We start from the raw sequence: 22432 nt of genomic DNA, 5'->3' as shown, positions 1-22432 counted from the left end.
ATAAAAAGGCCCGGGGGAAACCCGGGCCGGTGTCTATTTGAAAGAGGTGAGGGCGCGCAGGACGCGCTATTCAAGCACTTGAATGGGTAAGAGCAGATCGCCCCGGCTCACCGGGCTTTCGCCCTTTTCGTGATCGGCTTCAAAGCTGCCCTTGCTGATGGACCAGACGACTCCGCCCAGATCATCAGGCGCGGCAAGCAGGGCTTGATTTACCTGTCGCGCCAAATCATGCAAACCGGCCTCATCGTTGGCCGGGGTCTTGGCTTCTATCCCGATTTCAAGCTGACCCTCATGCAGAAAACGCGGATCACCCATCCCAATGCGTTCAGCATCGGAATAGGTGACGCGCACCGCAAAGGCGGGCAGGCTGTCATCTGGTGTGGGGTGGGCACTGCCGGTTGCATTGTGCCAAGCCGGAAATGCGGAGGCGAGCCGCGCAACGGCGGCGCTCACTACAGCGTCACTCATGTGACCTCCTAAGCGATTGCAAGGCTGGACCATGCACCCGGGCCGTAGGTATCCGATACCATCGCCACGCGCATGGTGAAGGGCGCCGAAACGCCATCCGCAGCAGCTTGTGCAGCGGTGTAGGTGAAAGCGGGTGCAGTCACCTCGGCGGCGTGCGCCACCGTTCCGCCGCTAACCACCTCAACGGCATAGCGTTCGCTTGCCTCGCCAACAGGAGTGTCAGCCACCCCGTCGCGCCAATCGGCCTCGGCGTCTTGGCGGGTGCGCCTAACCCAAGTCAGGGTTGTATCGCCGCCATTTTGCGCGGCGCGCAGATGGCAGGGCGCATATGGCCGCCGCCCAACCGCTTGCCCGGTGTGCGGGCGCACGCTGTGGGTGGAAACGTCATCCTGCGATGGGCCAAAGCGGATGTGGCGCTGCAGCCCGATTTCCGTTGACCCGAGGCCAAGCGGTTGCAGGGCAATATCCAGCACAACCACAGTTGCACCGGCAGCCAAATCAGCGGCGGCAATGACGCATTCAGTGCCAAGACGCCCGCGCAGAAGTCCGGTAAGCAGCCATTCGCGTTGCCCGATAAGCTGGGCATCACGGAATTGCAGCACTTCCCAGCCGTCAGCGTGCTCAATTGCGAGCGCATTGCCGTTGTTCAGCACATCAATAGGTGACGCCGAGGTCAGGGTGCCGCTGTGAAGCTTCACCGTAACGCCTGCCTCTTGCCAAGTGTGCGGGCTGCCTGCGGCAAAGCTGCTTGTGGTCTCGCCAATGGTGGACCGCAAGACAGTCTCACCGGCCTGCGCAAACCCCGTTGTGTCATCCGCGCTCTTTGCCCAGACAACGCTTTGGGGCCACGGGTCGGAATGGAAGGCGACCAGCGAGTCCCATTCCTCAGCGATACTGCCGGGAAGGGTGGGCAGGTCAAGGAACCGGGCAATAACCGCAGACGAACCTTGCAAGCTGCGTGCGGTTGCAGGCCGCATCACATTGCCGGTGGGTGCAAAGCTGCCATGGTTGTAGGACCGCAGTTCAACAGACTTTGTTTCACCCTCAACCACGCGCTCCACCATCATGGGGCGCGGGATGCCGTCGCCGATCAGCACGGGCACTATCACGCCGGGCCGGACGCTGGTAGAGGATCGCGGCAAGCGGAACGTCAGGTTTTCCCGCCCGTCAGCCGCCGCGCGCAGCAGGTGCTCCGCCGCAGCGGTTCCGGCGGCAAAATCCATCACCAGCGGCGACTCCGCTGTTGAGGCGCCACCCTCTTGGCCGGAGCCGATCATTGCGCGGGTGCTCACCCGTTCATAATCGCCTAATCCATCCAGAAAGCGAACAATGGCGGTGGCCGCCACATCCTCAAGGGCGCCGCGTTTAGCGGTGAACAAGGCCCCGTTGGCAGCATCAATGAACACAGCCTCCCGAACCTCGGGCACAGTGATCGCCGCGCCGCGCGCCTCAACCAAAACCTGCCCGCCCGCCTCATGCGATTGCAGGGCAAGCCCGATTTCAAGCGGTTGCAGATAGTTCCTGAAACCGATTGGGGCCGAGGCTGGATAACCATCTATCTGGCCGTAACAGGCCGTCAGGTTAAAATCGCCCGGTGTCATGCCATGGTATTTGATCAGGCGCCTTTCAATCGCCTCTGCCGCCGGGGCGGCGCCAGCCCGGCCATTCAGCCAGTGGCCCGAAAACCAATCCGGCCCGTCAGACCAAAGCGAGGTCTGCAACGGAAATTCCGGCCAAGGGCGCGCATCCCAGCACCAGACCTGCACGTTATCAACGTCCACGATACTGCCGCCATTGTCGCGCCACCATTCCAGACTTGCGCGCAAATACTGCCGCTGCATGAAGTCATCACGCACCCCAACCGAAAACCACGGCAAGAAACTCTCGGATGACTTCGGGGCGTAAAACACATTCGGCTGATTGGCGCCGAAAGTCACGGCAGGGCAGCCAAGCTCAGTGAACCAAACCGGTTTTGAGCCGGGAGTCCAGCCGGTTGCCGAGGCGTTCCGAACCCCATCAAGGCGCTCATGGTGGGCGTATGCCTGCCAGTCGCGCACGGCTTTCTGCCGGTAAACCCACGGCTCGCCATAGGCCAAGTCCTCAATCGGGGTGCGGATTTGCGCGGCGCGGTCGGCATCAGTCTGATAGTACCAATCCCAATATTCGCCGCCCTCAATATTGCCTTTCAGGTAGTCGAGGGAATAGGGCGAGGTGTGGCCGCGTGCGGGGTCATAATCCAGATGCGATGTGCCCGGCCTCCAGTCGGAAATTGGCAGATAGTTGTCAATTCCCACAAAGTCGATATTGGAGTCCGACCATAGCGGATCAAGGTGAAACCTCAGGTCGTTGCCGTCCTGATGAGAATGGTATTCCGACCAGTCTGCGCCATAGCTGATCAGCGAGGACGGCAGCACCGAACGCACATCAGCCGCCAGTGTTTTGAGCGCGGTGACAAATGGGTATGACCCGGGGGTGTCAGGGGTCATTGACAGGCCGCGCATTTCAGTGCCGATCAGAAAGGCATCAACGCCGCCTGCTGCCGCTGCCAGATGGGCGAGGTGCAGGATGAAACGGCGGAACCGCCATTCTTGCGGCCCGCTGTAGGTGACGGTGCCGGTTCCGGCGGTGAAATCAGAGGGGGCGGCTGTTCCCATGAACGCGGCCACCTCGGCAGCAACGCTTTCGCCCGTGCGGGGGATAATTCTGCCGCGCCACGGATAGGCCCCTTGCTCTCCCTCGCCGGACGGGTCAGGCAGCGCTTGGTCGGCGGTAATATCCATCATCACAAACGGATACAGCAGCACGCGCTTGCCGCGCGCCCTCAAATCCTTGATGGCCTCAATCACAGAGATATCAGCAGGTGACGCGCCATAGGCGGGCTTGCCGTCAGGTGTCCGCGACACTTCATTTGCGGTGCTCAGAGTCAGCCCGGAAGCGGTCCACGGAACATCTGTGGTTTTGGTCGCATCCTCAACACGCGGCTCCACCTCGCACAAGCCCGCGCGCAGATCGGTGCCGAACCACGCAACCACAAGACTGACAGTATCCGCGTTGGGCAGCACGTTTTCCATATGGTCAATGCTGACGTTCCAATCCGAAATGCCGCGATACCGGTTTGCATTGTCGGGCTGCTGCCAAACCACCTCGCCATAGCTGCCATAGGCTTGCTTTTGAACCACTTTGGGCATGTAGCCCCAGCCGGTGGAGCCGGGAATGACGTTCACACCCTTCACTAGCTGTTCCATTTCGCCGCTAGGGCCGAACACCTCAACCTTGATTTGCGGAACGGCGTTATTGAAGTCGGCGAGGGGCAAATCCTCAAACACGACGTAAGCGGTGCCGCGATAGGCGGGGGAAGAACCTTCTATCGCCTCAATCAGCGGATCAGGCACTTGCGTTTCAGACCCGGGGTAGAAGCGGAAACGCCCCTCATTCAGAAGCTTGGTCAGATCCAGCGGCTCGCCGTTGGCCCAAACCCGCCCAAATCCCGAAAGCGGCCCCTCACCCAATGAGACAGCAAAGGACGCGAAATAGCTGTAATTGGTGCTTTCGACCTTCTGCTTGCTCTTGCCGGAACCGACCTTTTGGGTGGTGGTCTTGGAAACCTCTTTCAACTTGGCGGCCCAGATGACCTCCCCGGCGATGGCTGCGCGCCCGCAAATGTCATAAAGCGGGGCGCCTTCCTCGCTTGTCATCACGTCCAGCGTCTCAAGGCGCGGCCCCTCTTGCTTGGTTGCCGGGGCGAGCGCGGCCATTAGGCGCTGATCCACCGCCCGGCCAATTGTGGCCCCTACAGCTTGGCCAATGGCCGCTGCACTGACCCCCAAAACCGTGCCGCCGATACTGCCGCCAATGGCGGCACCAGCCGCACCAAGCAAAAGAGTTGCCATGAGCTTACTCCACTGTTTCGATGTTCGAATAAACCGGGTCAAGCAGGGCCAGAACGTCAGCCTGCCGGGCAAAATGCCGGGTGCGGGCCAATGGGGTTCCGTCAGTCATGCGGCAGATTTCCGCATAAGGCCCACCGGGGCCGGGGTAGATCACCGCAAGGCAATCCTCTGCGGTCAGATCAGCCGGGCCGTGCTCGCACCCGGTATGGCAGGGCACAGCCCACGCGCTGGTGACTTCCCGAATATGCTCTTGGCTTTCGGTGACGCCGCAGTGTTCCCAAGCATGGATAACGCCCCGGTCTGTCAGGATTCCCACATGGGCGGCGCGTTTGCGCCCAACTCTGTATGTGACGATATTGCCGGGGCGGGCCGATGCAAGCGGTATCCGCAAGACGTGTTCGGCCAAGCCCCTGATTATCGGCTCATCGGGGCCGCATGACCAGTCATCACGCCACGCGGGCGCCGCTACCAGCGCGCCGCAAAGCTCGGAATGAATACCGCGCACCAAGCCGATGCAATCAGCGCCCGCACCGCGCAGCGCGCCTTGCCGCACAAACGGGGTGCCGATCCACGCCCGGGCATGGGCCGCAACCAAAGCAGGGTTCAGCATGTTACTCAAAACGGCTGCCCCCCGTTTGGTCAGGGTCGCCGGTGGAACCGTAGTCACGCAAGAACGCCTCACCCGGTATATGCGGAAAGCCCCTGAAATTCAGCAGATTGCTGAAACGGTCCCGGCATGTGGCGGCCGTTCTGTTGCAACCCGCCACGGCGGTAAGTGTGTCGCCAACCGATATTGCCGCCGAGGGCGCACGCCACAGCGAAAGCACCAATGCCCCGGCGCTATACAATGTCGCGCGAATGTCGCTGGACGCGCCTGTATTCAGACCAGTTGCCCATTCAACAATACCCTTGTCAAAAAAGCGCGGCTCATAGGTCTCTAGGCCCGAAACTGTCACCTCTAGGCCGTCAACGGCGGTCACTGTGGCAACGGCCTGCCACGCGGTCAGGTCCAACCCGCACCGCGCATCCCCGAGGCGGCGCGCATCGCAGAGTGTGGTATGCACCCGGCCCTCGGGCCGGTCCAAGGTCGCGGCAAGCGATCTGAGTTCAGCCCGGAATGCCACCCCGCTGCGGTCAACTTCCCCCACGGTGTAGCGGCCCAAAAGCTCCCTGATGGACGTATCGCGCCAATCCACATCCCAGACCTCAACGGCAGCACCGTCAAACTTGCCCGCCACAAGGTCAGCCTCTGTAATGGCGTCATGTGACAGCGCGCCTTGCGCGTCCATTTCATCGGGCGCAAATCCAAGGGTGGATGCGGCCTCGCTGGCGCTTAACGCGGCCTCTGCGCTGTAGGTGCTGCCATCAAATGCAACGTCGGTGTCATGATCGGTAAACCCCATCACCGTGCCGTCAGCACGGGTGACTCGAAAACAGCGGCAAAGGGTGGTGCTGCCCGTTTCAAGGGCATCTGTGTATGCGCTCATTTCCTCGGCCTCGCTAGCTCAGCCCGTCAAGGCGTTTTTCAATCAGGGTGATATCGGGCACGCTGCCCGAGCCGCCGTTTTCGGTGAAATAGGCCCATTCAAGCGAAATCGTGCTTTGCGAGAACCGCACGGGCACATCAAAGGTGAACCCGGCGGTGAGAACCGAGCCGATGGCGGGCGGGGCGTCAAAGGTCAGGAGGCCGCCGGTGGCTGAGAGCGTCCAACCGGAAGCCGCCTCGGTGCCATCTACCGCCACCCGCAGGGACGCCGCGTGCGGCAGGGCGATGGGTCGCAGATACGGGTTGATCACGCCATATTGCTTGGCGATCTGAAACGCCGTGGTGACGCCATCGCCGGTGGCCGGCTGATATTCCGTGCCCCCGCTGATAGGTGAGCCAAGCGGTTGGTCGGTGGGGGTGATCGGGGCGGGCGCCTCTGCGCTGCGCCAGTCCAGCCAGTCGCGGAACCGGAAGGAATTGGCGCGGCCCCGCACTTCTTCAAACAGGGCAACAACCTCGGCCAAATCCTTATGCGAACGTATGGCCAGCCCGGCAGCCCAAGAGCGGCGGGCATGTGTCCACCGCTGGTTTGTTTCCTCATGGCCGCTTGCCAGTGTCACCACCTCATCGCGGCGCTCAAGAATGGCTTGGCAGCCCTGCGCGATATCGCGCGGAAACTCAATGTCGAGATGCGCCATGCGAGACTCCCTGAATGGATGGGCGGGCCACCAATCAGGTGGCCCGGTTGCCAGCGGCTACAGCCCGGGCAATCTGATGCCCGATCTGTGCGCGGCTTGCTTGGAAGGCTTGCGGGTCAGGTGTCTGGATGTAGACATTCACCGGGGCACCCCCGCCGCCGAAATCACCCTGCCTGCGGACGCTCACGCGCTCGGTGTCAGAGGTGCGCAGAACGGTCAGGTTCCGGTCAACGCCAGCCTTGCCGCTCACGGTCACATCGCCGCCAGTGTCAAGGCCGAGGATGTTGCCGAAAAATCCGGTCAGACCCGAGGTGAGATTGCCAAAGAGGTTGCCGCCGCCGGAGCCGGTAGAGTCCACAAGCGACTTTTCAATATTGGCAAACAGGGCGTCCCATGCCGGTGAAAAGGCCAGATCAAACAGCTTGTCCAGAACCGTGCCAAAGATGCCGCGCCATGTGTCAGACCATGATTGACCACCCGCAACAAGCTCCCGCAAGTGGCCCTTGACGGTGCCCCACGCTTGGGATTCCGCATAGTCCGCGGTGGTCTTGGTCAGTTCATCAAGCTTGTCTTTGAGGCCACCACCGCCGCCAATCTCAGTCTTGAGGCGTTCGGCGGTTTCAATCGGAACGACAAGGCCGTTGCCAAAGGTCACCACGCCGTTTTCAGCGTTGGCGATGGCTTCCTCAAGCGCACTGATGTTATCTGTGATGAGGGCAATGTTTTCGGCGTGCTCCTCCGAAAAGATCGGATCACTCACGCCATTATTGCCGCTCAGGTCAACCCGGCCCTCATATTCGGCCTGCGCGCGGGGGTCGAAAATATCCAGCCCGTCGCCGGTTGGCCGGTGGGCGCCGCGCCGGATTTCCGCATCATAGCGCTCAGCAACGCTGTTGGGCATCGACATGGCGCCTACGCCGGTGCGGCCTTGGACTGCCAGCCCAAGCGCGCGCTTGTCCTCATAGATAGCCTGCACGTTCCGCAGGCGGGCTTTGGCTTCCTCAAGCTTCTGCTTTGCCGCAGAAACGCTCATTGAAATGTCGCCGGAAATGGCTTGTCCCAGTAATTGGGATTGCGTGATCTCATCGCCAATGGCCGCCGTCAGGTGGTCGGTGGCCTGTGTGGCTCGGTCTGTTTCCGGCCAAAAGTACGCAAGGGCCGTGGTTAGGCCGACGACGGCGGCAATGCCCAGCGTTATGGGGCCGCCAAGGGCGGCAATCCCGGAAACCATCAGGCCAAGGGCTGCCGTTACCGGCGGAATGGCAATAGCCAAGGCGCCCAGCATGACAACGACTTTCTGGCCTCTCGGCTCGAGGTCTTTAAACCAGCCAACGACTGCCTCAAGTCCATCAATCACAGTTGGCAGGATATCGACAATCACCCCGCCGATGATTTCTTTCACGTCACCCCATGTGTTTTTCCACGCATCAACGATGCCCGCCCCGGCTTCGCGTGCGGCCTCGGCCTGCCCGCCGTAGTAAGTGGCGATTTCCTCAAGGATAAGCCGCTGCGCCTCGGCAATCTGGCCTGTCTTGGCGAGGTCTTTGATGACCTCAGCCTGCGCCTCGCTGAACGTGATGCCCGCGCGGCTCATGGCGCTCAGACCTTTCACCGGGTCATTCAGCGCCTTGCCAAGCATAATGGATGCGCTTTGCAGATCGCCATCAAGGGTGGTGGCGAGGTCAAGCGCACGGCTTTGTGCATCAGTGAAAATCTCACCCGAGATATTGCCAAACGTCAGCAGTTGCGCGGTAACTTTGTTCAGAATGTCCTCATCACCAAAGCGGGTGAGGCTTTGCAGGGCGCTGGCCTGATCCGTCAGTTGCTCGGCGGTGAAGCCTGCAGCGCCGCCGGTTTGGCGAACCGCTTGGGCAACCTTTGCCTCGGCGCGGGCCTGCTCATCGTAAAGGCCGATCACATCCCTGAAGGCAAAGGCCACCGAACCGGTCGCCAGTGTACCAGCAGCACCGAAATTCCGCATTGAGCGGCCCGCACGGCCCATGCGCTCGCTGACAGTGGCAGCGAGCGCATCAGTTTCGCGCAGACGGCGGTTGACCGACCCAAATGCAGGACCGCTTTTGTCACCACCAACGATGTTGAAAAACAGGTCTTTGATTTTCCCAAGGCTCATGGCTCACCTTTTGGTTTGCGCCTCGGCCTCCAATTCAAGGAAGGCGTGAAGGGCGCGCAGTTCTTCAATGGGTCGGTCAAGGATTTCTGAGGGGAATTTCTTGAGGCGCACGGCGAGGCGGTAGATGAAACGCGCCTCGGCGTTCGCCTGCATCAGTTTCCCAGTTCGGGCAGGCTCGAGAAACTCATGATCGCGTTGGCGATCTGTGTAAGCACCCGGCCCGGCACGTTCTCAGTCAGGGCCTGCACGGTCTCTGCGTTGTCCTCAAACATCCGGTTACCGTTTTCGTCCTTGGCCAGATAAATCACGGTGTAGAGCGTGATTTTGGCCTCATTACTGGTGCCTGCCCGCTGCCGGATCATGTTGCCATCGGCGTTGGTCGGCGGGTCGAAATGGATCACCAGCGGTTTGCCGTCTGCCTTGGTGACGTTCGGCACGGTGAAAGTCTGATTGCGCAGCCGGTCATAATGCTGCGTCAGCGAGGTCAATGCGTCATTCATCATGCCACCGTGTTCTTGGTCAGAGTGCCCGAGGCGTTGCGGAAATTGACGGTCTTGGTTGGGATACCGTCCTTGCTGCCCGCCATCGGCGTGGCGGTCACCAGAATGGTGCCGGTGAAGTAGGCCGAGCCGCTGGTTTCACCGCCGGGGTAAAGGTCAACCTCAAAGGTATCACCGACCTCAATGTCATCGCCGGGGTCGGAGGGGTCGAGGTAGAATTCCACCGAGCCGGAATAGCGCGAAATCGTGGTGAAAGCGCTTTCTGCGGTGTCGCCCATCCCCCAACCGGCAACCGTGTCGGCGGATTGGTCAATGTTCCAGTTTTGCACCGCGCCAACGCGGTCCTTTGCGGCGCCATAGCGAAAAACGCCATCCTTGCCTTTCAGCATGGTATCAGTTCCTTTCGAGAATAAGGCGGATCAGGCCCGAACCGTCAGGTTGCGGGTCAGCCACCCGGAAGGTGGTTCCAGCCGGAAAGCCCGGGTGCGATCTGGTGAGGGCCACCTGATCGCACTTCGCGGGCGAAAATGCGAGCTGATCGGCGCCGACTGTCAGCACCGGCTCAGTTGTGGCCACCCCCGGCCCAATGCCACCAGAAACCACCGCGTGGGCAGCGGTAAAGATGGCGGTTATCGTGGCCGGGTTCTGGCCTTGGCCAGTGTAGGTGACAGGCTCGCCGAACACGTCAGGGTCGGTAAAAACCGCCCACTCATCGGCGCCCTCTATCATTCGCCGGTTTCGCCCTCAGGCAGCTTGAGGTCAGGCCGCCCGGTCTTGGTCTCGGCGCGGTCCTTCGCAGGCTGTTCGGCAGGTTTTTCCGGGATCTCGGTTTTGTCTGCGTCGGGCTTGCCAGAGTCCGTTTTGTCGCCAGCGGGGCCATCTGCAGGCGGTTCGTCGTCTTCGCCATAGCTCAGCAGGCCCTTGGCAACCAGCCGGGCCAGACGGTCAGGGTCCACCTTTTCAGCCGGGACCGCTTCACCGCTCTGGTAAATCACGCCTTGCACCTTGACGACGCCAACGGCAACGGGGTTCTCAAAATCTTCCTTGCTCATCTGCGATCTCCTCGCTTTGGTCAACGGCATCAAGGCCCGCCTCAATCAGCGAGGCAGCGATATCATTGACGTTGAAACCATGGGTCCGGTTGGGAACCAAAAACACCGCCGTGGCGGTAAGGGTGGCGCTTCCAAAGCCGATCAGGGCGGCGCCAAGAATGTGGTGGAAGCTGCCGCCGAGCACCAAGAGCATCAGCGGCGGCACCACCAGCGAAACCGCAAAGGCTGTGATCGCCTTTGCGTGCAGTGCAAAATTCATTGGGTCACTTTCCGAGTGAGGCGGCACCCTCATGACAGGGTGCCGCTGGTTTCGGTGGCCGGTCGGGCTTTAGGTGTTTCTGCCCATCTTGAATGCCTCAACGTGGCGCACTGCCACATCAGCATCTTGGAATGCGCGCAGGACAATGCCGCCGGAGGCCGCTTTGGCCGCGCGGTCAACCGAAATGTCGAGGCCGGACCACATGCCAATCACCAGATTGGACCACACGCCGAAAAAGACCTCATAATCAGCGAGCATGTTGCTTTCGTTGACGCCGTAAGTCAGCAGCTTGTCGGTGTTGCGGAAGAACAGCGGGTTGCCGTTGGCGTCCACTTGTTCCTCCAGATCGCCGTAGGAAACCGAGTTCATCAGGAACTTGGGGGCGCCGCCCATCGCGTTGGCCGATTTCACTGCCGTTTTCAGGCCGACAAGCTCCGCGCGGGTGATTTCGCCGGAGGAGTTCCAGTTGGTCGCCGCGCCGACAATCTGCGAACGCAGCGAGGCAGGGGCGTTGGGGGATGCGTGGCCGGGAACGGCAGCCCGTTCAAGCGCCGCGCCTGCGGTGTAAACAATGCTGTTCCGTACCAGTGCCTCAATACCCGGAGTCGCCTGTTTCAGCATCTTGCGGGTGATCGGTGTGCCGAAACCAACGGTCTTGGGCGAAAGAGAGACCAGACCCACGGTGATTTCACTGTCCGTGGCATCCTCATCCTCGCCCAGCCAGTATTCGGTAACGTCACCAGTCTGTTTCGGAATGTCCACGTCACCGACCAGACCGGGCAGAATGGTCACGCCTGCACCTGCCAGCGGCATGGCATCCCGCAGTGCATCAATGAACGAACCGGCCATCAGTTTCGTGGCCACCAGATTGCCGCCAGCGGCGGGGGTGCCGACGTTCTGCGCGCGGGTCGCAAAGCTGCGGTCAAACAGCACATCGGTCGGCAGGGTGAATTCGGTGTTGGCCCCCTTTTCCGTTGCAGCGGTGCGGGCCGCTTCAATTTCCATACCGGCAACACGTTCATTCTCGCTGCTGGGGTTCACCATGAACCGCACAAGGTTCATCACCGAGAAATCGCGCACCTCACCCTCGCTCAGACCGATATGGTTCTGCGAGGCATTGCGTTCGGCGGTCTCCGCACTGGCAATGTGGTTCATCACGGTTTCGCGGAAAGCGGCAACTGTGGTGCCGTTGTCGAGGGCCGAGCGCACCGCGTCGTTTGCCATATCGAATTGCTCGCCAATGGCGATGATTTCACTCGAGCGGCGGCGTTCGGCGGTGAGAGCATCGGCAACAGCCGTGTCGTTGCGCTGCTGCGGGGCGGCAGGCGCCGCCGGTGCTGCCGGTGCGGCAGGCTGCGCCGGGTTTGCGGTGGTGGAGTCGTCCCGGGTTTCGTTGGGCGCGGTGTTCGGCATTTCTGCCTCCTTTTCAGTGATGATGATGGTTGCCGCGCTGCCCTGATCTGCCCGCCCGTATCCAACGGTTGGGTCAGCAGGAATTGCGACGAATGAGATTTCTTTCGGCACCCAGCGGGTGACGCGCACGACGGGATGCCCGTCCTGATCGGGCTGTCGTTCGGCCTTGGTGATCGCGTAACCAACGCTCACACAGGTCACATCCCCGGCCCGCAACCGGGCGAGAATGTCATCAGCGGCAGGGGTTTCGGAAAAGCGGACCAACGCTTTGCCGCGCCCCCCTTCCACCCAAGCCCGCACCACAACGCCAATTTTGGCGTCAAGCACGGGCCTGTGATCTTTCAGCAGGGGGGCAACGCCGGAATTGAGGCGGGTTAGGTCAACCTCGCTCTCGGCGTGCCCCAAGACTTCCCAGAAGTCCTCCTCCCGTTCCCAGTCGAAACGCTTGTAAGGCGTCTCGCTTGAGAATGAGATGAGCACCTCCCGGGAATCAGAAGGGGCGCCCCCTGGCGCCCCTGTGATCTCGCCCATTCGCTGGGCGTAAGCCGGAATTTTGCGGCTCATGGTGTTACTCCTTTTGCGGCGGGTCGTGATCGCCCGGCAGGCCGTCATCCTGCACGCCGGACCATTCGGGCACGGGCAAACCACGTTCCTTGAAGGCGGCCACCTCGGCAGCGCGCTCATCAAGCACGTCCTCAAGCGAGCGGCCCCGCTCGGCGACGATTTCGGTGAGTGAGCGGGTGCCGCTGGCCAAGTCGTTGGCGTTGGCCCCCGCATCGTCTTTCGGGTTCACGCTTGCCCAGCCGCGCGGTCGCCATGTGGCCGCGTCAAATTTGTGGATCTTGGACAGCGGCAGGCGGATCAGGCCGGACAACATTGCCAAGGGCAGCCACCGGGCAAACACTTGGTCATGCAGGCTCTCAAAAATCGCCCGCTGCAACATGCGCCATTCATCGCGTTCCTCGCCCTTACCAGCGCGCAGGCTTGAAAAATTCGCCCGGCTCAGATCGGCGGTCAGCGTTTCATAGGCAACACCAAGCCCGGCGGCTTGACTGGTGCCCATGTGGCGCATGAACGGCTCAACGGCTTGGTCGGGGTACTTGCTTTGACTCCAGTTCGCCTTGACGCCCGGCGGCAGCATTCCGATGGTACCCGCTTCAATTTCGTCAATCGGCGTATCCTGCACCGAGGCGCTGAGTTGGCCTCCTGCGTTTTCCTGTTCAAAGAACAGCATTTGCGCAGCGCCGTAGTTCGCGGCTGCCATGGCCGACTCTTGAAAGCTCTCGCTCATGTTCATCAGGCGCAGGGCGGTGGCTGACCGGGGCACACCAAGAATTTGGCCGATTTCCTCGGGCACAAGCACATAGACCATCTTGGACGCGGGCACGCGCTCACGCTTGCGGGTGGCGCCGTGATGCGCCTCGGCTTGGGGCTTGCTCCACACATGATAGGCCAGAATGCGGCCATCCCGGTTAAACTCAATGCCCGCCTCTATGTAGCTGCCGCCTGCCAGCGCTTGCGTCAGATCAAGGTCCAGCCTGTCAAACAGAACCGGCTCCACCTGAAACCCGAACGGCCCACGGCCACGGCCCTCATGGAAGCGCAAAAAGGCGCCGCCCTCACGGGCCACGCCGGTGGCGATCTGGCATTCAACACCCCACCACGAAAGGTTGCCGCAAATCGTCGGCGTGCCCTTTTTGCCCCATCTGGCCCAACCGGCTTCAATCGTCGCGTTGGCCTTTGTATCCTTCTTGCCGTCAGGGTCGCGCACGTCCATTTGAAGGCGGATGCCGTTGGGGCCGATCACATGGCGGCGGAACAGCATTTCATATGCGCGCTGAAAGTCGAAGTTTTGAGCCGCATGGCGGGAATGCCCGACAAGGCCGCGAATTTCGCGGCGCATTTCATCCCGGGTTGTGGAATGGAAGAAATTGAACCCTGCCGCCAACCGGTCGGGATAGGCGGCCCGGTATGAGCGTTTCACAAGCACCGGGTCGCGGCGGCGAGGGGAGGGGGCTGCCGGTTCATCCGACCGGCTCTTGAATGGCCAGAACTTCAAAACGCAACCCTCCGGTATTGGATTGGGCAACCGCCGGGATTGCGCTCTTGCGCAACCCGCTGCTGGTAAATGCCCTGCAGCCGGATCAGATCGGCAATCGGCGTGCGGGAAATGCTGCGGCCCTCAATCGTGTAACTCTCGGCGTCCTTGCTCACGCGGCCCTCAAGTGTGGCGTCAATTGCAGCAAGAATGCGCTCGGCTGGGGAGCGCAGATCGCTATCGGCCTGCATCGGGTCCGGCAGAATGCAGACCCGGCCAACAGCCAGCCGCACCCGGTCGCTGTTGGCATCGTCAAAGGCAAGCGAGGTCCATTCGTATTCACCGGGGGGCACGCTGGCCGAATCTGTGGCGGAATGCGCCAGCAGAAAGGCACCGCTGCCCGCCGTTGCCAAAATGGTGACAGGCGTGCCCCCTGCGATGGGGCGCAGCACATAGCGCAGCGACCAGTCGGTGGGCGGGTGCGAGGCAAATGCGGTTGCATCAGACCAAGCCCAGCCATCCCCGGCCACAAGCTGTGCCGGGATTTGTGTTTCAGTCACCATTGATCACCTCCGCCAAGGCGGCTTGGGTAAAAGAAGAAAGAAGCTTGCAGCTAGGAACGCGGCAAGCAGTTCGGGCGGCAGGTCACCGCCGCCCGTCAAAACGGAATCTCATCGTCATCAATAGGCCCGCTGGAGCCGCCCGAGCCGCCGCCGCTGGTGCCGTGGCTGCTGTAGCCCCCACCGTACCCGCCGCCGCCGGACTGGCCGCCCTCGCTGCCGCGCGGATCGCCCAGCATTTCAAGCGTGCCCTCAAAGCCCGCAACCACGATCTCTGTGGCGTACCGGTCCTGCCCGCTCTGATCCTGCCACTTGCGGGTGCGCAAGCGCCCGGCGATATAGACCTTAGACCCTTTTTTCAGGTAGCGCTCTGCCACCCCGGCAAGGCCGTCAGCGGTGATTGCGACCCGGTGCCATTCGGTTTCTTCCCGCTCATCGCCGGATTGCCGGTCGCGCCATTTTCGGGTTGTGGCGATTGAGAGGTTGGCCACCTTGCCGCCGTTGGCGAAAGTGCGGATATCGGGGTCTGTCCCGAGATTGCCGATGATTTCAGCACGATTCAGAGCCATTACCACTTTCTCCTTGCTCGCTTCACCTTCCATTGAGACGCCTTTGCGGGCTGCTCAGCGGGGGGGGATTTCGGTTCGGCGAGGGTGCCGGATTTGGCATCCCCATCCTCGGTGGTGTATGTCACCGCCATCAGGTTGCCCGGGCCGGGCTGCGCCCAAGCGGGCGGGTTTTCCCGGTTGATCGCCTCGGCCTCCAGCACAATGACAAGGGCAAGGCTGTAGACGCTGAGGTCCAGCGCCTCATTGCGCTGCACCCCGGGGCGCTTGTCCCACCCTTTTTCATACCGGCGCTCGGCGCAGTATTCCTCAAACACCTCATGCGGCGCGTATTTCGGGATATTCAGCTTTCGGGAACCGCCGAATTCTTGGCAAAGCGAGGCTGCAACCTCATCTTTCAGCTTGTCGGTGCCTGCGACGATGGCGGGCACGTCACGCGCCACATGGTCCTTGCCACGGTGTGCCGTGTCAGGGTGCCTCAGCGCGGCCCGGGGCGGCAGATCACCACCCTTACCCATGACCAGATAAAACCGGTTCCGGTGCAGTAGGCGGCACTTGCGGTAAAAGTCCCGGGCGCGCGGGGTCACCCCCGGTTCGCCGCGCAAGTCGCAGACAATCGCCAAGATTTTCAGCGCGAAACCGCCGTTCGCCGCTGGATAGGTCTTTTCCATCAGCGGCAGAATGGCATCCCAGTCCTCACCGTAACGGTCGGGCCTGATGCCGCGCCCCTCATGGTGAGGCGCGGTCTCTGGCGGGTTGACGATATCAAACCGGTCGATAACCACGCGCTCAAGGTCAAGGGTCCAAGCCTCAACTTGGCAGACGAATTTCCCTTTCTGGACGTCAATGGCGGCGGTGAGAAAGGCAGTGCCTTCCGGGACCGTCTGCCAAGCATGATCGGTTGCGGCATCTTTCAGCACTTCCACCGTAAGACCGGCAGAAACAGACCGCGCGCGCGGCAGATACGGCAACCCAAGCTCGGTGTTTGTCACCGATTTCAGGCTGCCCTCACCGCCGGTTTTGCTGTGCTCATCCTCAGCCTCAATGTAGCGGCTGACGATGCGCGACCATGGCGCAAGCGCGGCAGCAGGACCGGGCAGCCAGTAAGACGCCGTTGCAACTTCGCGCTGCAGATCGAAAAGCGGGACAAGTTCACCGCTCGTATCCTCATGCAGCCAATGGGCGCCAAGGTTGAGTTCTGCCTTGTGGCGCGCTTCCATGATACTGCCGCAGTGCGGGCAGACCATGAAGGCGGCGGCGCCCCGTTCCAGCGGCGACCCGTCGTCAGGGTATTGCAGCCGCTCAAAGCGAGGCTCAAAAATGTCGGCGCAATCAAAGCAGCGCCAATAGAGCCTGCCGCGCGATCCGCTATTGTAGACCGGGACGATGCCGCCGCTGACCGGCGGCGCCTCATGCGGGCTGGCGGGCGTCCATGTTTCATCAATCACCGGATAGCGCGGCGAGGACTCAACAATGGTCATTGCCCGGGAACCGGCATCCTCGGTGCGCTTGCGCATCAGGCCAAAGGCGCTGCCTTCCCCCATGCCGTCAGCGTTCCGGCCAACGTCTGCCGGGAAAGCGTCATAGTCAGTGCCGATGACCATAGCGATAGAGCGCTGCGCCAGCTTGTCTTTTACAGGCCAGTCGATTGTTAGGCGCATCCCGCCCTTGAATTTCTTGGTGAACGTGTTGTCGGCGCCCTTCCCCTTGCTGCGTTGTTCGCGCAGATAGGGGCTGTTTCGGATCAATTCATCAAGCGCCCCCTCAGACCATTCCTGCGCGGCGCCTTTGGTCGGGCTGAACACCGCGACCACGCGCGGCTGCGCAAGAATGGCATGGGCCAGTGGGTTCATCACAAGCCCCTCAGACTTGGAAGAACGCGCCGGGCCAACAAAGGCGATGGAATCGAAACGCCGGGAAGTCACAACCTCCATCGGCTCATTCATGTACGGGGCCACATCCGCCCGCCACTTCACCCACTGGCCGCCGCTCTTGATCATGCGGCGCGGGGCGGTGTCCAGAACCGAAACCCGCGCCCTCGGCTTCAAGGTCGGCAGCGCCTCAAAGATGGCTCTCTCAACACGAGAGAACGGCGGCAGCGGCTCAACGTCAAACAGCGTCTCCGTCGCTTTCGCCATCGCCGATCAACTCCCGGATTGCGCGATCCGCGCCCTCAAGCACGTCGTCGCAAACCTGTTCAATTTTCTCTAGGTCACGGCCTTCAAGGCCGAGCACGCGAGCCAGCTTGTCGGGCAGCGCGTCAAGTGCATCACGAATTGTGCTGTTGTAAGCCTCAAAGGCTTCCGCAACATCGTCATGCCAGACAAGTGCGCGGCGGTTGGTCGCTTCCACCCGCCGCAACGCCTCAAGCTCCAAAAGCTTGCGCTGATCGGCGAGGCTCATCTTGCCGGGCGCACCGGCGGCGGACTCGCCGCCCAAGAGCGCCATGGATAGCTGCGCGGTAGCGGCATCGCCTGCGGCCTTGGCGCTTTCTTCCTCGGCCCGCATGGCTTTCATCCATGCATAGGCCACTGAGAGCCGAAACTGATAGGAGCGCCCGTTGGTGCCAGCATCTTCAAACGGCAGCGGATTGTCGGCGCGGCGCAGCCAGTTAGAGATTGTGGTGCCGGAAACACCAAGCCCGACCTCAAGCTGAGATTTGTTCACCAGCGCGTCGGGTACACCCTTGGGAAGCGGATGCGCCGCTACAAGTTCGGCCTCATCCTCGGTGAGTTCTCGCAAGTCGGGCATCTGATCTGTCATCGCCAGCCCTCCATTCACCCTTGCCAACCCCTTTTCAGCCCGGCGGGAACAACAACCACAACCCAAAGCGCAAGCTGCGGAAAAACGAAAAGTCACAAATCACACATGCGCGCGAATTACCCATGTGGCGTGGCCCCGGAAAGAACCTATCAGGCCGAGCCAACCGCCCTGCGCATCGCCCGCAGCATTGCCCCGGGTAGACGGGCGGTTGCGGTCTTGGCCGCGCTCACCACCAGCTTAAGCCGTGGCGAATAGCTGGCGCGGTCTGCGTAATGCACCAGCAGTTTCAGCGAGGCGCCTTTCCTGTCACGCTGCCAGATGCCAGCGCGGCGCCCGCCCTTGGGCTTGCCGCTAAAGACTGCGGGTTTGTTCAACGTGCGGCCAACCGCACCCCTCGGCATGTTCCCGTATTTGTTGAGCCGCTGGCCCACGGGCACCAGAATGGCCCGGCGCTTTGGCGCCCGGTTGCCGCCGTCCTCAAGCCGGGTCAGGTATTCAGCCTGAATGGGCTTGGCAAACACCATGCCGGTGAGCGACCGCTTGGTTGCGCGGCGCACGGCAAAGGCTTTCATTGTGAAAGGGGTGGGGCGGTCAAGGATGCGGCGCAGCCGCTTTTCCCAGTTTTTGCGAATGTCGTTCAGCACCTCATTGATTGCGAGGCTGAGGGCAAACGGGATTTGCCGCCGGGACACGTCATTGAGGCCGCGCTGAAACTCTCTGATGTTGTTTTTGATTTTCAGGTCCAAGGCAGGTGCCTTTCAAATCTCAGGTCCAAGCCCCCGGCGACGGAGGGGGAGCAGCGTACGGAAAGAATGCCAGGGGCTTGGACTTCACCGAGGGGGAGGGTGCCTGTTGCTTGGCATCTTTCGCACCTCTCTGACGATGCCGAAGGTTATACAACAAGTCTCCGGCGTGTTGCGTAAATTAGCTGATCAGTTCGGCGTCTGCGCGTATCCGCAACAGATGGCCAGCCGCTGGCCCATCTCGGCAATGGCGATGGTGGCCGCATCCTGCGCCGCCACATTGGATGTGGCCGCACCGGCTTGGCGCAGAATGTCGGCGCGGCTCATACCGTCAATGGCGACCCATTGGGCAAGCTGGCGCAGGCTGACATGGGCCATGCCATCGCCACGGCGCTGGCGGCGGGCCTCTTTGAGCGGCACGGCCATCTCGCCGCCCTCAAGCGCGGCGTGCATGTGCCGCAGCCGTTCAGCGGCGGTGAGAGCACGGAGGCTGGGGCTGCGCGCCCCGCCGCCGCCACCACCGCCGCCGGTCGGGTCGCTGGTGCCGCCCGATGAATGCACGGCCTCAAATGCCTCGGTGTAATCCAGCATGGCGGCACGCGCGCAGGCGTTGAGAACGCGCAGCATCGGCGGCTGTTTGGTGCGCCAGACCCGGGCACGGTGGCCGATGATCCGTTCACCGTCGATCTCATAGCCCAGATCAATTGACGCCTGCTCAACCCGGCCACGGGCAAGCCGCGCCGTGGTGCCATCGGGCAAGGTCGCCTCGGTTTCCCAAGGGAAAGGCGGCAGGTTGACCTTGGGTGCCACCCTGTTCTTGCGCTTCTTAGCCATCATCGGCCCCCTTTCTTGGTGAGACGGGTGATCTGCCCCGCAATGATTTCTCTTTTCAGTTGTTCAAGTTCTTTTCGCCCGTATAGCGCGACCTTCACCCCAATCACCCCCTTCATCACATTCAATCTTTTCAATAAGTTAGGGGTATTGTTAGGGGTGAGGTTGTGGTGAAGGGGGTGAGGTAATTTGCCGAAATGACGCTTTCCCCGTATCCCTTCCCCGCCGGACTACGGCGGGGGCCGCTTTTCCCTCGCCCTGTTTCCCTTCCGGGGTGACCCTTTTGCACCCGCTTCACCCGGGGCGCGGGGCGGCGGAAGGGTTGCGCTGCAGGGGGTGCGGGGCGCATCAGAACGGCGGCTCATCATCGGCGGGCCGGGCCGCATCAATACGCTCACCGGTGACGCGCTCAACCAGTTCGGCGGCCTCAGGCGCCCATTTCAGGCCCTTCCAGTGCGAGCGCCCCCGCACCGGGCCGCGTTCAAAGCCCTTTTCAACCATGATATCGCCCACGGTTTTCATCTGATAAAGCTGGCGGCCTTCCTGCTCACACCACGCCTCATGCACCTTGTAAAAGTCGCTGACAGACAGGCGGCCCTTGGTCTCTTTCGTGGTCATTTCCTCAAGGAACACGCCCACAGGGTCGGCGGCCTCAAGCAATTGCGCCTTAAGGCGGGTCATCGGTTCGGGCAGATGGACTCCCAAGTGCATGAATTCCTGAAAGCCCGCGATCAGCCAATTCAGAATACCGCTTCCTTCTTCGCGTAGTTCCGCCTCAACCTCACCCTGCGAGCGCTGCTTTTCAGGCGGCAGGGCGCGCAGGTTCACATCAAAGGGCACAAAGACCAAGCGGCGGCGGGTGCCTTCATCCTCATCCTTGATTTTGGGCGTCCGGTTGATTGAGATGATGGGAATGCCGGTGGGGGTCCAAAAGAATGGGTCTTGATAGTTGCCCCGGCTCATGCGCCGGTCCCCCCCCGTCAGGCCCTTCACTTTCTTGGCGCTCAGCACGTCGCGCGCACCCGGTTCGGTGGCGATGTAGACCCGGGCACCGGGCAAATCGACTTCCTCAGGGTTGGCACCCGAAGGGCTTTGGTTGCCGGTATCAAGGAACATTTCAACCTTGCAGGTCGCGGCATAGCCATCACGCCGCCCAAAGACATGCGCCAAGGTATTGAGCAGGGTGGACTTGCCATTGCCGCCGGGGCCGCGCAGGAAAACGCAAATTTGGGCGCGGTTTTCGCCAAACAGGCAGGCACCAAAAATGCGCTGTGTGCATTCACGAATGGCCGGGTCCGGTATGATGAGTTCCATGAATTCTTCCCAGCCCGGGCAGCGCGCGGCGGGATCAAAGCGCACGCCGCCGCACTTGGTAGGCAGCTTGGAACGATCGGTCTCTTGCAGCCATTCCATTTTGCTGGCGACCACCTCAGCTTCAGTGGCCCCATAGGGTTTTTTCCAGTCACGCACAGCGCGCAGGTTCAAATCGCCATTCGGCAAAACCAGCGTCCAAGGGTCCGAGTCCATATCCTCGACTTCGGCGCGGCGCTGATATTCGCAGGTTTCAAGCGCGCTTTTGACCTTGGCCTGATTACCGCATTTCGTGGCGTGCTGGCGCAGCTTGGCCGCCGCCGCAAAGCCCATCATCTGGCGGGCGTCATCAATTGAGCGCACAAAAATCGGCGGGCGTTTGCGCGAGCACGCTTCAATGAAATCCTCGATTTCTTCCTCTGCCGGATCATAGTTCCGTTGCAGGTATTCAGCTTCCTCAAGCACAAGCTGGCGCAGCTTGTGGGCGATCTCACGCGCGGCAAGATGGCCCGAGCGGAAGGAATAGCGGGTGCCATCCCATACGGCCCAGCCTTTGCCCGAGACAAAAACCAAGTCCTCGCCATAGACCGAGAGAATGCGGGCGGCGTTGTCCTCATCATTCATCTCAAGCTTCAGCCGTTCGGCGAGCGTCAAGGCCGTGGCGCGCTGATGCGGAACAATGGCGTTCGGTTTGCCCATAGGTGGTGCCTCCGGTTCGTCATGGTGTGCGGCGGTGAGAGACGTGGCGGGTAAAAATTCGCCGTGTCTGGGGTCAAAGCTTGGCGAAATCGGCCTCAAGGCGCGTAAGGCGAGCCTCCAGCCGCTCAAGGATGACGCCTTTGAACTCCTCAAATTCGTCATCGGTCGGCATGGCGGCATCGGGGATGTAATACCGGGGTAAATCGTCGGGTTCGTCCGTGGGAATGGCTGCCTGATATTTGGTCACAAAATCCCGGGGTGTTTTCAGTCGCTCTTTCCAGAACCTAACGGCCTGCTTGGCGGTTTCGATCTGGCGCAGCAATTGCCCGCCTTGGTGATAAGCTTCTGGTGTCATTTGCGGTTCGCCTTCTTGGCGGCATCGCGGCGCTTGGCGTTTTCCCGGGGCGTCACAAGTGCAAGGTGATCCGGGTTGACGCAGGCGCGGCGGCGGCATTTGTGGTCAAGCTGTTTGCGGGGCGGGATGAGGCCGTTTTCGTTGACCCATGCAGCGATATGCACGGCCACGGTGGCCCCATCCAAAGACATGCGGGGATAACCGCCGCCGCGACCGTGGCCCGAGGTCGGGCCTTGCCAAACGTGGCAGGGACCGGCGAGGCCGGGCGTGGCGCAAGCCTCATGGCTTACGCGCGCGGCGATTTTGCCCCGGATTTGATCGCGGCGACGGGGCATCAGAACGGCATTTCGGGTTCAGAGGTCACGCATTCAAGCGGGAAGGTCTCTTGATGCAGTTCCCTGCCGCAGAACCACGCGCAATCTACCTCATGGCAACTGCTGTAAAGAACCGTCATCCATACTTCGCAGGATCTCAGACGCACCGTATCACCCGGCACGCGGGCACACTGCCGGGCAGCCTCGGCGCAGGTCATGGGTTCCTCAGCAGCCTGCGCGCGTTCGGGATAGACATGCAGCGTTGTATCGCCGCCGGGTTCGGTGGTGACAAACTGCTTGGCGGCGCCCATGATCTTGATGGCAATGGTTTTTACGGACATTGGGTTTTCCTTTC

The 22432-nt window shown here is 61.6% G+C and carries 24 protein-coding genes; all 24 read right to left on the bottom strand.

Annotation, left to right across the window (positions count from 1 at the left end; all coding sequences use genetic code 11):
* Window positions 1-66 precede the first annotated feature (66 nt).
* The 24 genes from ACZ52D_RS04400 to ACZ52D_RS04285 all read right to left on the bottom strand — a co-directional run bounded on the left by ACZ52D_RS04400 (window position 67) and on the right by ACZ52D_RS04285 (window position 22418).
* A complete protein-coding gene (locus ACZ52D_RS04400) occupies window positions 67-468 on the bottom strand; it encodes a hypothetical protein (protein ID WP_464442683.1) in 402 nt (133 codons plus the stop codon).
* Window positions 469-476: 8 nt separating this feature from the next.
* The gene (locus ACZ52D_RS04395) at window positions 477-4358 is read right to left on the bottom strand and encodes a baseplate multidomain protein megatron (RefSeq protein WP_464442682.1); all 3882 of its coding nucleotides are present in this window, start codon (window positions 4356-4358) and stop codon (window positions 477-479) included.
* Between the two features lie 4 nt (window positions 4359-4362).
* A complete protein-coding gene (locus ACZ52D_RS04390) occupies window positions 4363-4968 on the bottom strand; it encodes an NlpC/P60 family protein (RefSeq protein ID WP_464442681.1) in 606 nt (201 codons plus the stop codon).
* A 1-nt stretch (window position 4969) separates the two neighbouring features.
* Window positions 4970-5845 (bottom strand): DUF2163 domain-containing protein, encoded by an 876-nt coding sequence (locus ACZ52D_RS04385; protein ID WP_464442680.1) that lies wholly within the window; start codon window positions 5843-5845, stop codon window positions 4970-4972.
* A 13-nt stretch (window positions 5846-5858) separates the two neighbouring features.
* Entirely contained in the window at window positions 5859-6542 is a 684-nt protein-coding gene (locus ACZ52D_RS04380) for a phage distal tail protein, Rcc01695 family (RefSeq protein ID WP_464442678.1), read from the bottom strand.
* 34 nt (window positions 6543-6576) lie between these two features.
* The gene (locus ACZ52D_RS04375; RefSeq protein ID WP_464442677.1) at window positions 6577-8673 is read right to left on the bottom strand and encodes a phage tail tape measure protein; all 2097 of its coding nucleotides are present in this window, start codon (window positions 8671-8673) and stop codon (window positions 6577-6579) included.
* A gap of 3 nt (window positions 8674-8676) precedes the next feature.
* The gene (locus tag ACZ52D_RS04370; RefSeq protein WP_464442676.1) at window positions 8677-8826 is read right to left on the bottom strand and encodes a hypothetical protein; all 150 of its coding nucleotides are present in this window, start codon (window positions 8824-8826) and stop codon (window positions 8677-8679) included.
* Entirely contained in the window at window positions 8826-9161 is a 336-nt protein-coding gene (locus tag ACZ52D_RS04365) for a hypothetical protein (RefSeq protein ID WP_464442675.1), read from the bottom strand. The genes ACZ52D_RS04370 and ACZ52D_RS04365 overlap by 1 nt, the downstream gene beginning before the upstream one ends.
* An 11-nt stretch (window positions 9162-9172) precedes the next feature.
* Complete coding sequence (locus ACZ52D_RS04360) at window positions 9173-9562, bottom strand: hypothetical protein (protein ID WP_464442674.1); 390 nt, start codon at window positions 9560-9562, stop codon at window positions 9173-9175.
* Window positions 9563-9566: 4 nt separating this feature from the next.
* Window positions 9567-9902: a head-tail joining protein gene (locus ACZ52D_RS04355; protein WP_464442673.1), complete on the bottom strand. Its 336-nt coding sequence runs from the start codon at window positions 9900-9902 to the stop codon at window positions 9567-9569.
* The gene (locus ACZ52D_RS04350; RefSeq protein WP_464442672.1) at window positions 9899-10225 is read right to left on the bottom strand and encodes a hypothetical protein; all 327 of its coding nucleotides are present in this window, start codon (window positions 10223-10225) and stop codon (window positions 9899-9901) included. The genes ACZ52D_RS04355 and ACZ52D_RS04350 overlap by 4 nt, the downstream gene beginning before the upstream one ends.
* A complete protein-coding gene (locus ACZ52D_RS04345) occupies window positions 10206-10484 on the bottom strand; it encodes a hypothetical protein (protein ID WP_464442671.1) in 279 nt (92 codons plus the stop codon). Before ACZ52D_RS04345 ends, ACZ52D_RS04350 begins: the two co-directional genes overlap by 20 nt.
* Before the next feature lie 69 nt (window positions 10485-10553).
* Window positions 10554-12461 carry a phage major capsid protein gene (locus ACZ52D_RS04340; protein WP_464442670.1) on the bottom strand — a complete coding sequence of 636 codons (1908 nt, stop codon included), beginning with the start codon at window positions 12459-12461 and terminating at the stop codon, window positions 10554-10556.
* Window positions 12462-12465: 4 nt separating this feature from the next.
* On the bottom strand, window positions 12466-13881 hold the full coding sequence (locus ACZ52D_RS04335; protein WP_464443116.1) for a phage portal protein: 1416 nt from the start codon (window positions 13879-13881) through the stop codon (window positions 12466-12468).
* Between the two features lie 71 nt (window positions 13882-13952).
* Window positions 13953-14495, bottom strand: coding sequence for a hypothetical protein (locus tag ACZ52D_RS04330; RefSeq protein WP_464442669.1), 543 nt, complete (start codon window positions 14493-14495; stop codon window positions 13953-13955).
* A gap of 98 nt (window positions 14496-14593) precedes the next feature.
* The gene (gene ssb, locus ACZ52D_RS04325; RefSeq protein ID WP_464442668.1) at window positions 14594-15064 is read right to left on the bottom strand and encodes a single-stranded DNA-binding protein; all 471 of its coding nucleotides are present in this window, start codon (window positions 15062-15064) and stop codon (window positions 14594-14596) included.
* Window positions 15064-17199 carry a terminase gpA endonuclease subunit gene (locus ACZ52D_RS04320; protein WP_464442667.1) on the bottom strand — a complete coding sequence of 712 codons (2136 nt, stop codon included), beginning with the start codon at window positions 17197-17199 and terminating at the stop codon, window positions 15064-15066. The genes ssb and ACZ52D_RS04320 overlap by 1 nt, the downstream gene beginning before the upstream one ends.
* The gene (locus tag ACZ52D_RS04315) at window positions 17171-17824 is read right to left on the bottom strand and encodes a hypothetical protein (protein WP_464442665.1); all 654 of its coding nucleotides are present in this window, start codon (window positions 17822-17824) and stop codon (window positions 17171-17173) included. Before ACZ52D_RS04315 ends, ACZ52D_RS04320 begins: the two co-directional genes overlap by 29 nt.
* Window positions 17825-17973: 149 nt before the next feature.
* A complete protein-coding gene (locus ACZ52D_RS04310) occupies window positions 17974-18570 on the bottom strand; it encodes a hypothetical protein (RefSeq protein ID WP_464442663.1) in 597 nt (198 codons plus the stop codon).
* Window positions 18571-18756: 186 nt separating this feature from the next.
* Window positions 18757-19401, bottom strand: coding sequence for a hypothetical protein (locus ACZ52D_RS04305; protein WP_464442662.1), 645 nt, complete (start codon window positions 19399-19401; stop codon window positions 18757-18759).
* A 345-nt stretch (window positions 19402-19746) separates the two neighbouring features.
* Window positions 19747-21588, bottom strand: a complete 1842-nt coding sequence (locus ACZ52D_RS04300) for a DNA primase family protein (RefSeq protein WP_464442661.1) — start codon at window positions 21586-21588, stop codon at window positions 19747-19749.
* Window positions 21482-21763, bottom strand: coding sequence for a hypothetical protein (locus tag ACZ52D_RS04295; RefSeq protein ID WP_464442660.1), 282 nt, complete (start codon window positions 21761-21763; stop codon window positions 21482-21484). The genes ACZ52D_RS04300 and ACZ52D_RS04295 overlap by 107 nt, the downstream gene beginning before the upstream one ends.
* A complete protein-coding gene (locus ACZ52D_RS04290) occupies window positions 21760-22098 on the bottom strand; it encodes an HNH endonuclease signature motif containing protein (protein ID WP_464442659.1) in 339 nt (112 codons plus the stop codon). The genes ACZ52D_RS04295 and ACZ52D_RS04290 overlap by 4 nt, the downstream gene beginning before the upstream one ends.
* Entirely contained in the window at window positions 22098-22418 is a 321-nt protein-coding gene (locus tag ACZ52D_RS04285) for a DUF2158 domain-containing protein (RefSeq protein ID WP_464442658.1), read from the bottom strand. The genes ACZ52D_RS04290 and ACZ52D_RS04285 overlap by 1 nt, the downstream gene beginning before the upstream one ends.
* Window positions 22419-22432 lie beyond the last annotated feature (14 nt).

This window comes from Leisingera sp. S2M4, from assembly GCF_055398055.1.
Note: the sequence above shows the minus strand (reverse complement) of the source record. Positions and strands in the feature narration are given on the sequence as shown.

Coding starts and splice junctions, on each gene's coding strand:
- ACZ52D_RS04315 (WP_464442665.1), bottom strand. CDS start 17,824: ATGACAGATCAGATGCCCGACTTGCGAGAACTCACCGAGGATGAGGCC.
- ACZ52D_RS04395 (WP_464442682.1), bottom strand. CDS start 4,358: ATGGCAACTCTTTTGCTTGGTGCGGCTGGTGCCGCCATTGGCGGCAGT.
- ACZ52D_RS04305 (WP_464442662.1), bottom strand. CDS start 19,401: ATGGCTAAGAAGCGCAAGAACAGGGTGGCACCCAAGGTCAACCTGCCG.
- ACZ52D_RS04345 (WP_464442671.1), bottom strand. CDS start 10,484: ATGAATTTTGCACTGCACGCAAAGGCGATCACAGCCTTTGCGGTTTCG.
- ACZ52D_RS04380 (WP_464442678.1), bottom strand. CDS start 6,542: ATGGCGCATCTCGACATTGAGTTTCCGCGCGATATCGCGCAGGGCTGC.
- ACZ52D_RS04370 (WP_464442676.1), bottom strand. CDS start 8,826: ATGCAGGCGAACGCCGAGGCGCGTTTCATCTACCGCCTCGCCGTGCGC.
- ACZ52D_RS04340 (WP_464442670.1), bottom strand. CDS start 12,461: ATGAGCCGCAAAATTCCGGCTTACGCCCAGCGAATGGGCGAGATCACA.
- ACZ52D_RS04385 (WP_464442680.1), bottom strand. CDS start 5,845: ATGAGCGCATACACAGATGCCCTTGAAACGGGCAGCACCACCCTTTGC.
- ssb (WP_464442668.1), bottom strand. CDS start 15,064: ATGGCTCTGAATCGTGCTGAAATCATCGGCAATCTCGGGACAGACCCC.
- ACZ52D_RS04360 (WP_464442674.1), bottom strand. CDS start 9,562: ATGCTGAAAGGCAAGGATGGCGTTTTTCGCTATGGCGCCGCAAAGGAC.
- ACZ52D_RS04290 (WP_464442659.1), bottom strand. CDS start 22,098: ATGCCCCGTCGCCGCGATCAAATCCGGGGCAAAATCGCCGCGCGCGTA.
- ACZ52D_RS04355 (WP_464442673.1), bottom strand. CDS start 9,902: ATGATAGAGGGCGCCGATGAGTGGGCGGTTTTTACCGACCCTGACGTG.
- ACZ52D_RS04295 (WP_464442660.1), bottom strand. CDS start 21,763: ATGACACCAGAAGCTTATCACCAAGGCGGGCAATTGCTGCGCCAGATC.
- ACZ52D_RS04300 (WP_464442661.1), bottom strand. CDS start 21,588: ATGCCGCCATGCCGACCGATGACGAATTTGAGGAGTTCAAAGGCGTCA.
- ACZ52D_RS04400 (WP_464442683.1), bottom strand. CDS start 468: ATGAGTGACGCTGTAGTGAGCGCCGCCGTTGCGCGGCTCGCCTCCGCA.
- ACZ52D_RS04390 (WP_464442681.1), bottom strand. CDS start 4,968: ATGCTGAACCCTGCTTTGGTTGCGGCCCATGCCCGGGCGTGGATCGGC.
- ACZ52D_RS04320 (WP_464442667.1), bottom strand. CDS start 17,199: ATGGCGAAAGCGACGGAGACGCTGTTTGACGTTGAGCCGCTGCCGCCG.
- ACZ52D_RS04375 (WP_464442677.1), bottom strand. CDS start 8,673: ATGAGCCTTGGGAAAATCAAAGACCTGTTTTTCAACATCGTTGGTGGT.
- ACZ52D_RS04350 (WP_464442672.1), bottom strand. CDS start 10,225: ATGAGCAAGGAAGATTTTGAGAACCCCGTTGCCGTTGGCGTCGTCAAG.
- ACZ52D_RS04285 (WP_464442658.1), bottom strand. CDS start 22,418: ATGTCCGTAAAAACCATTGCCATCAAGATCATGGGCGCCGCCAAGCAG.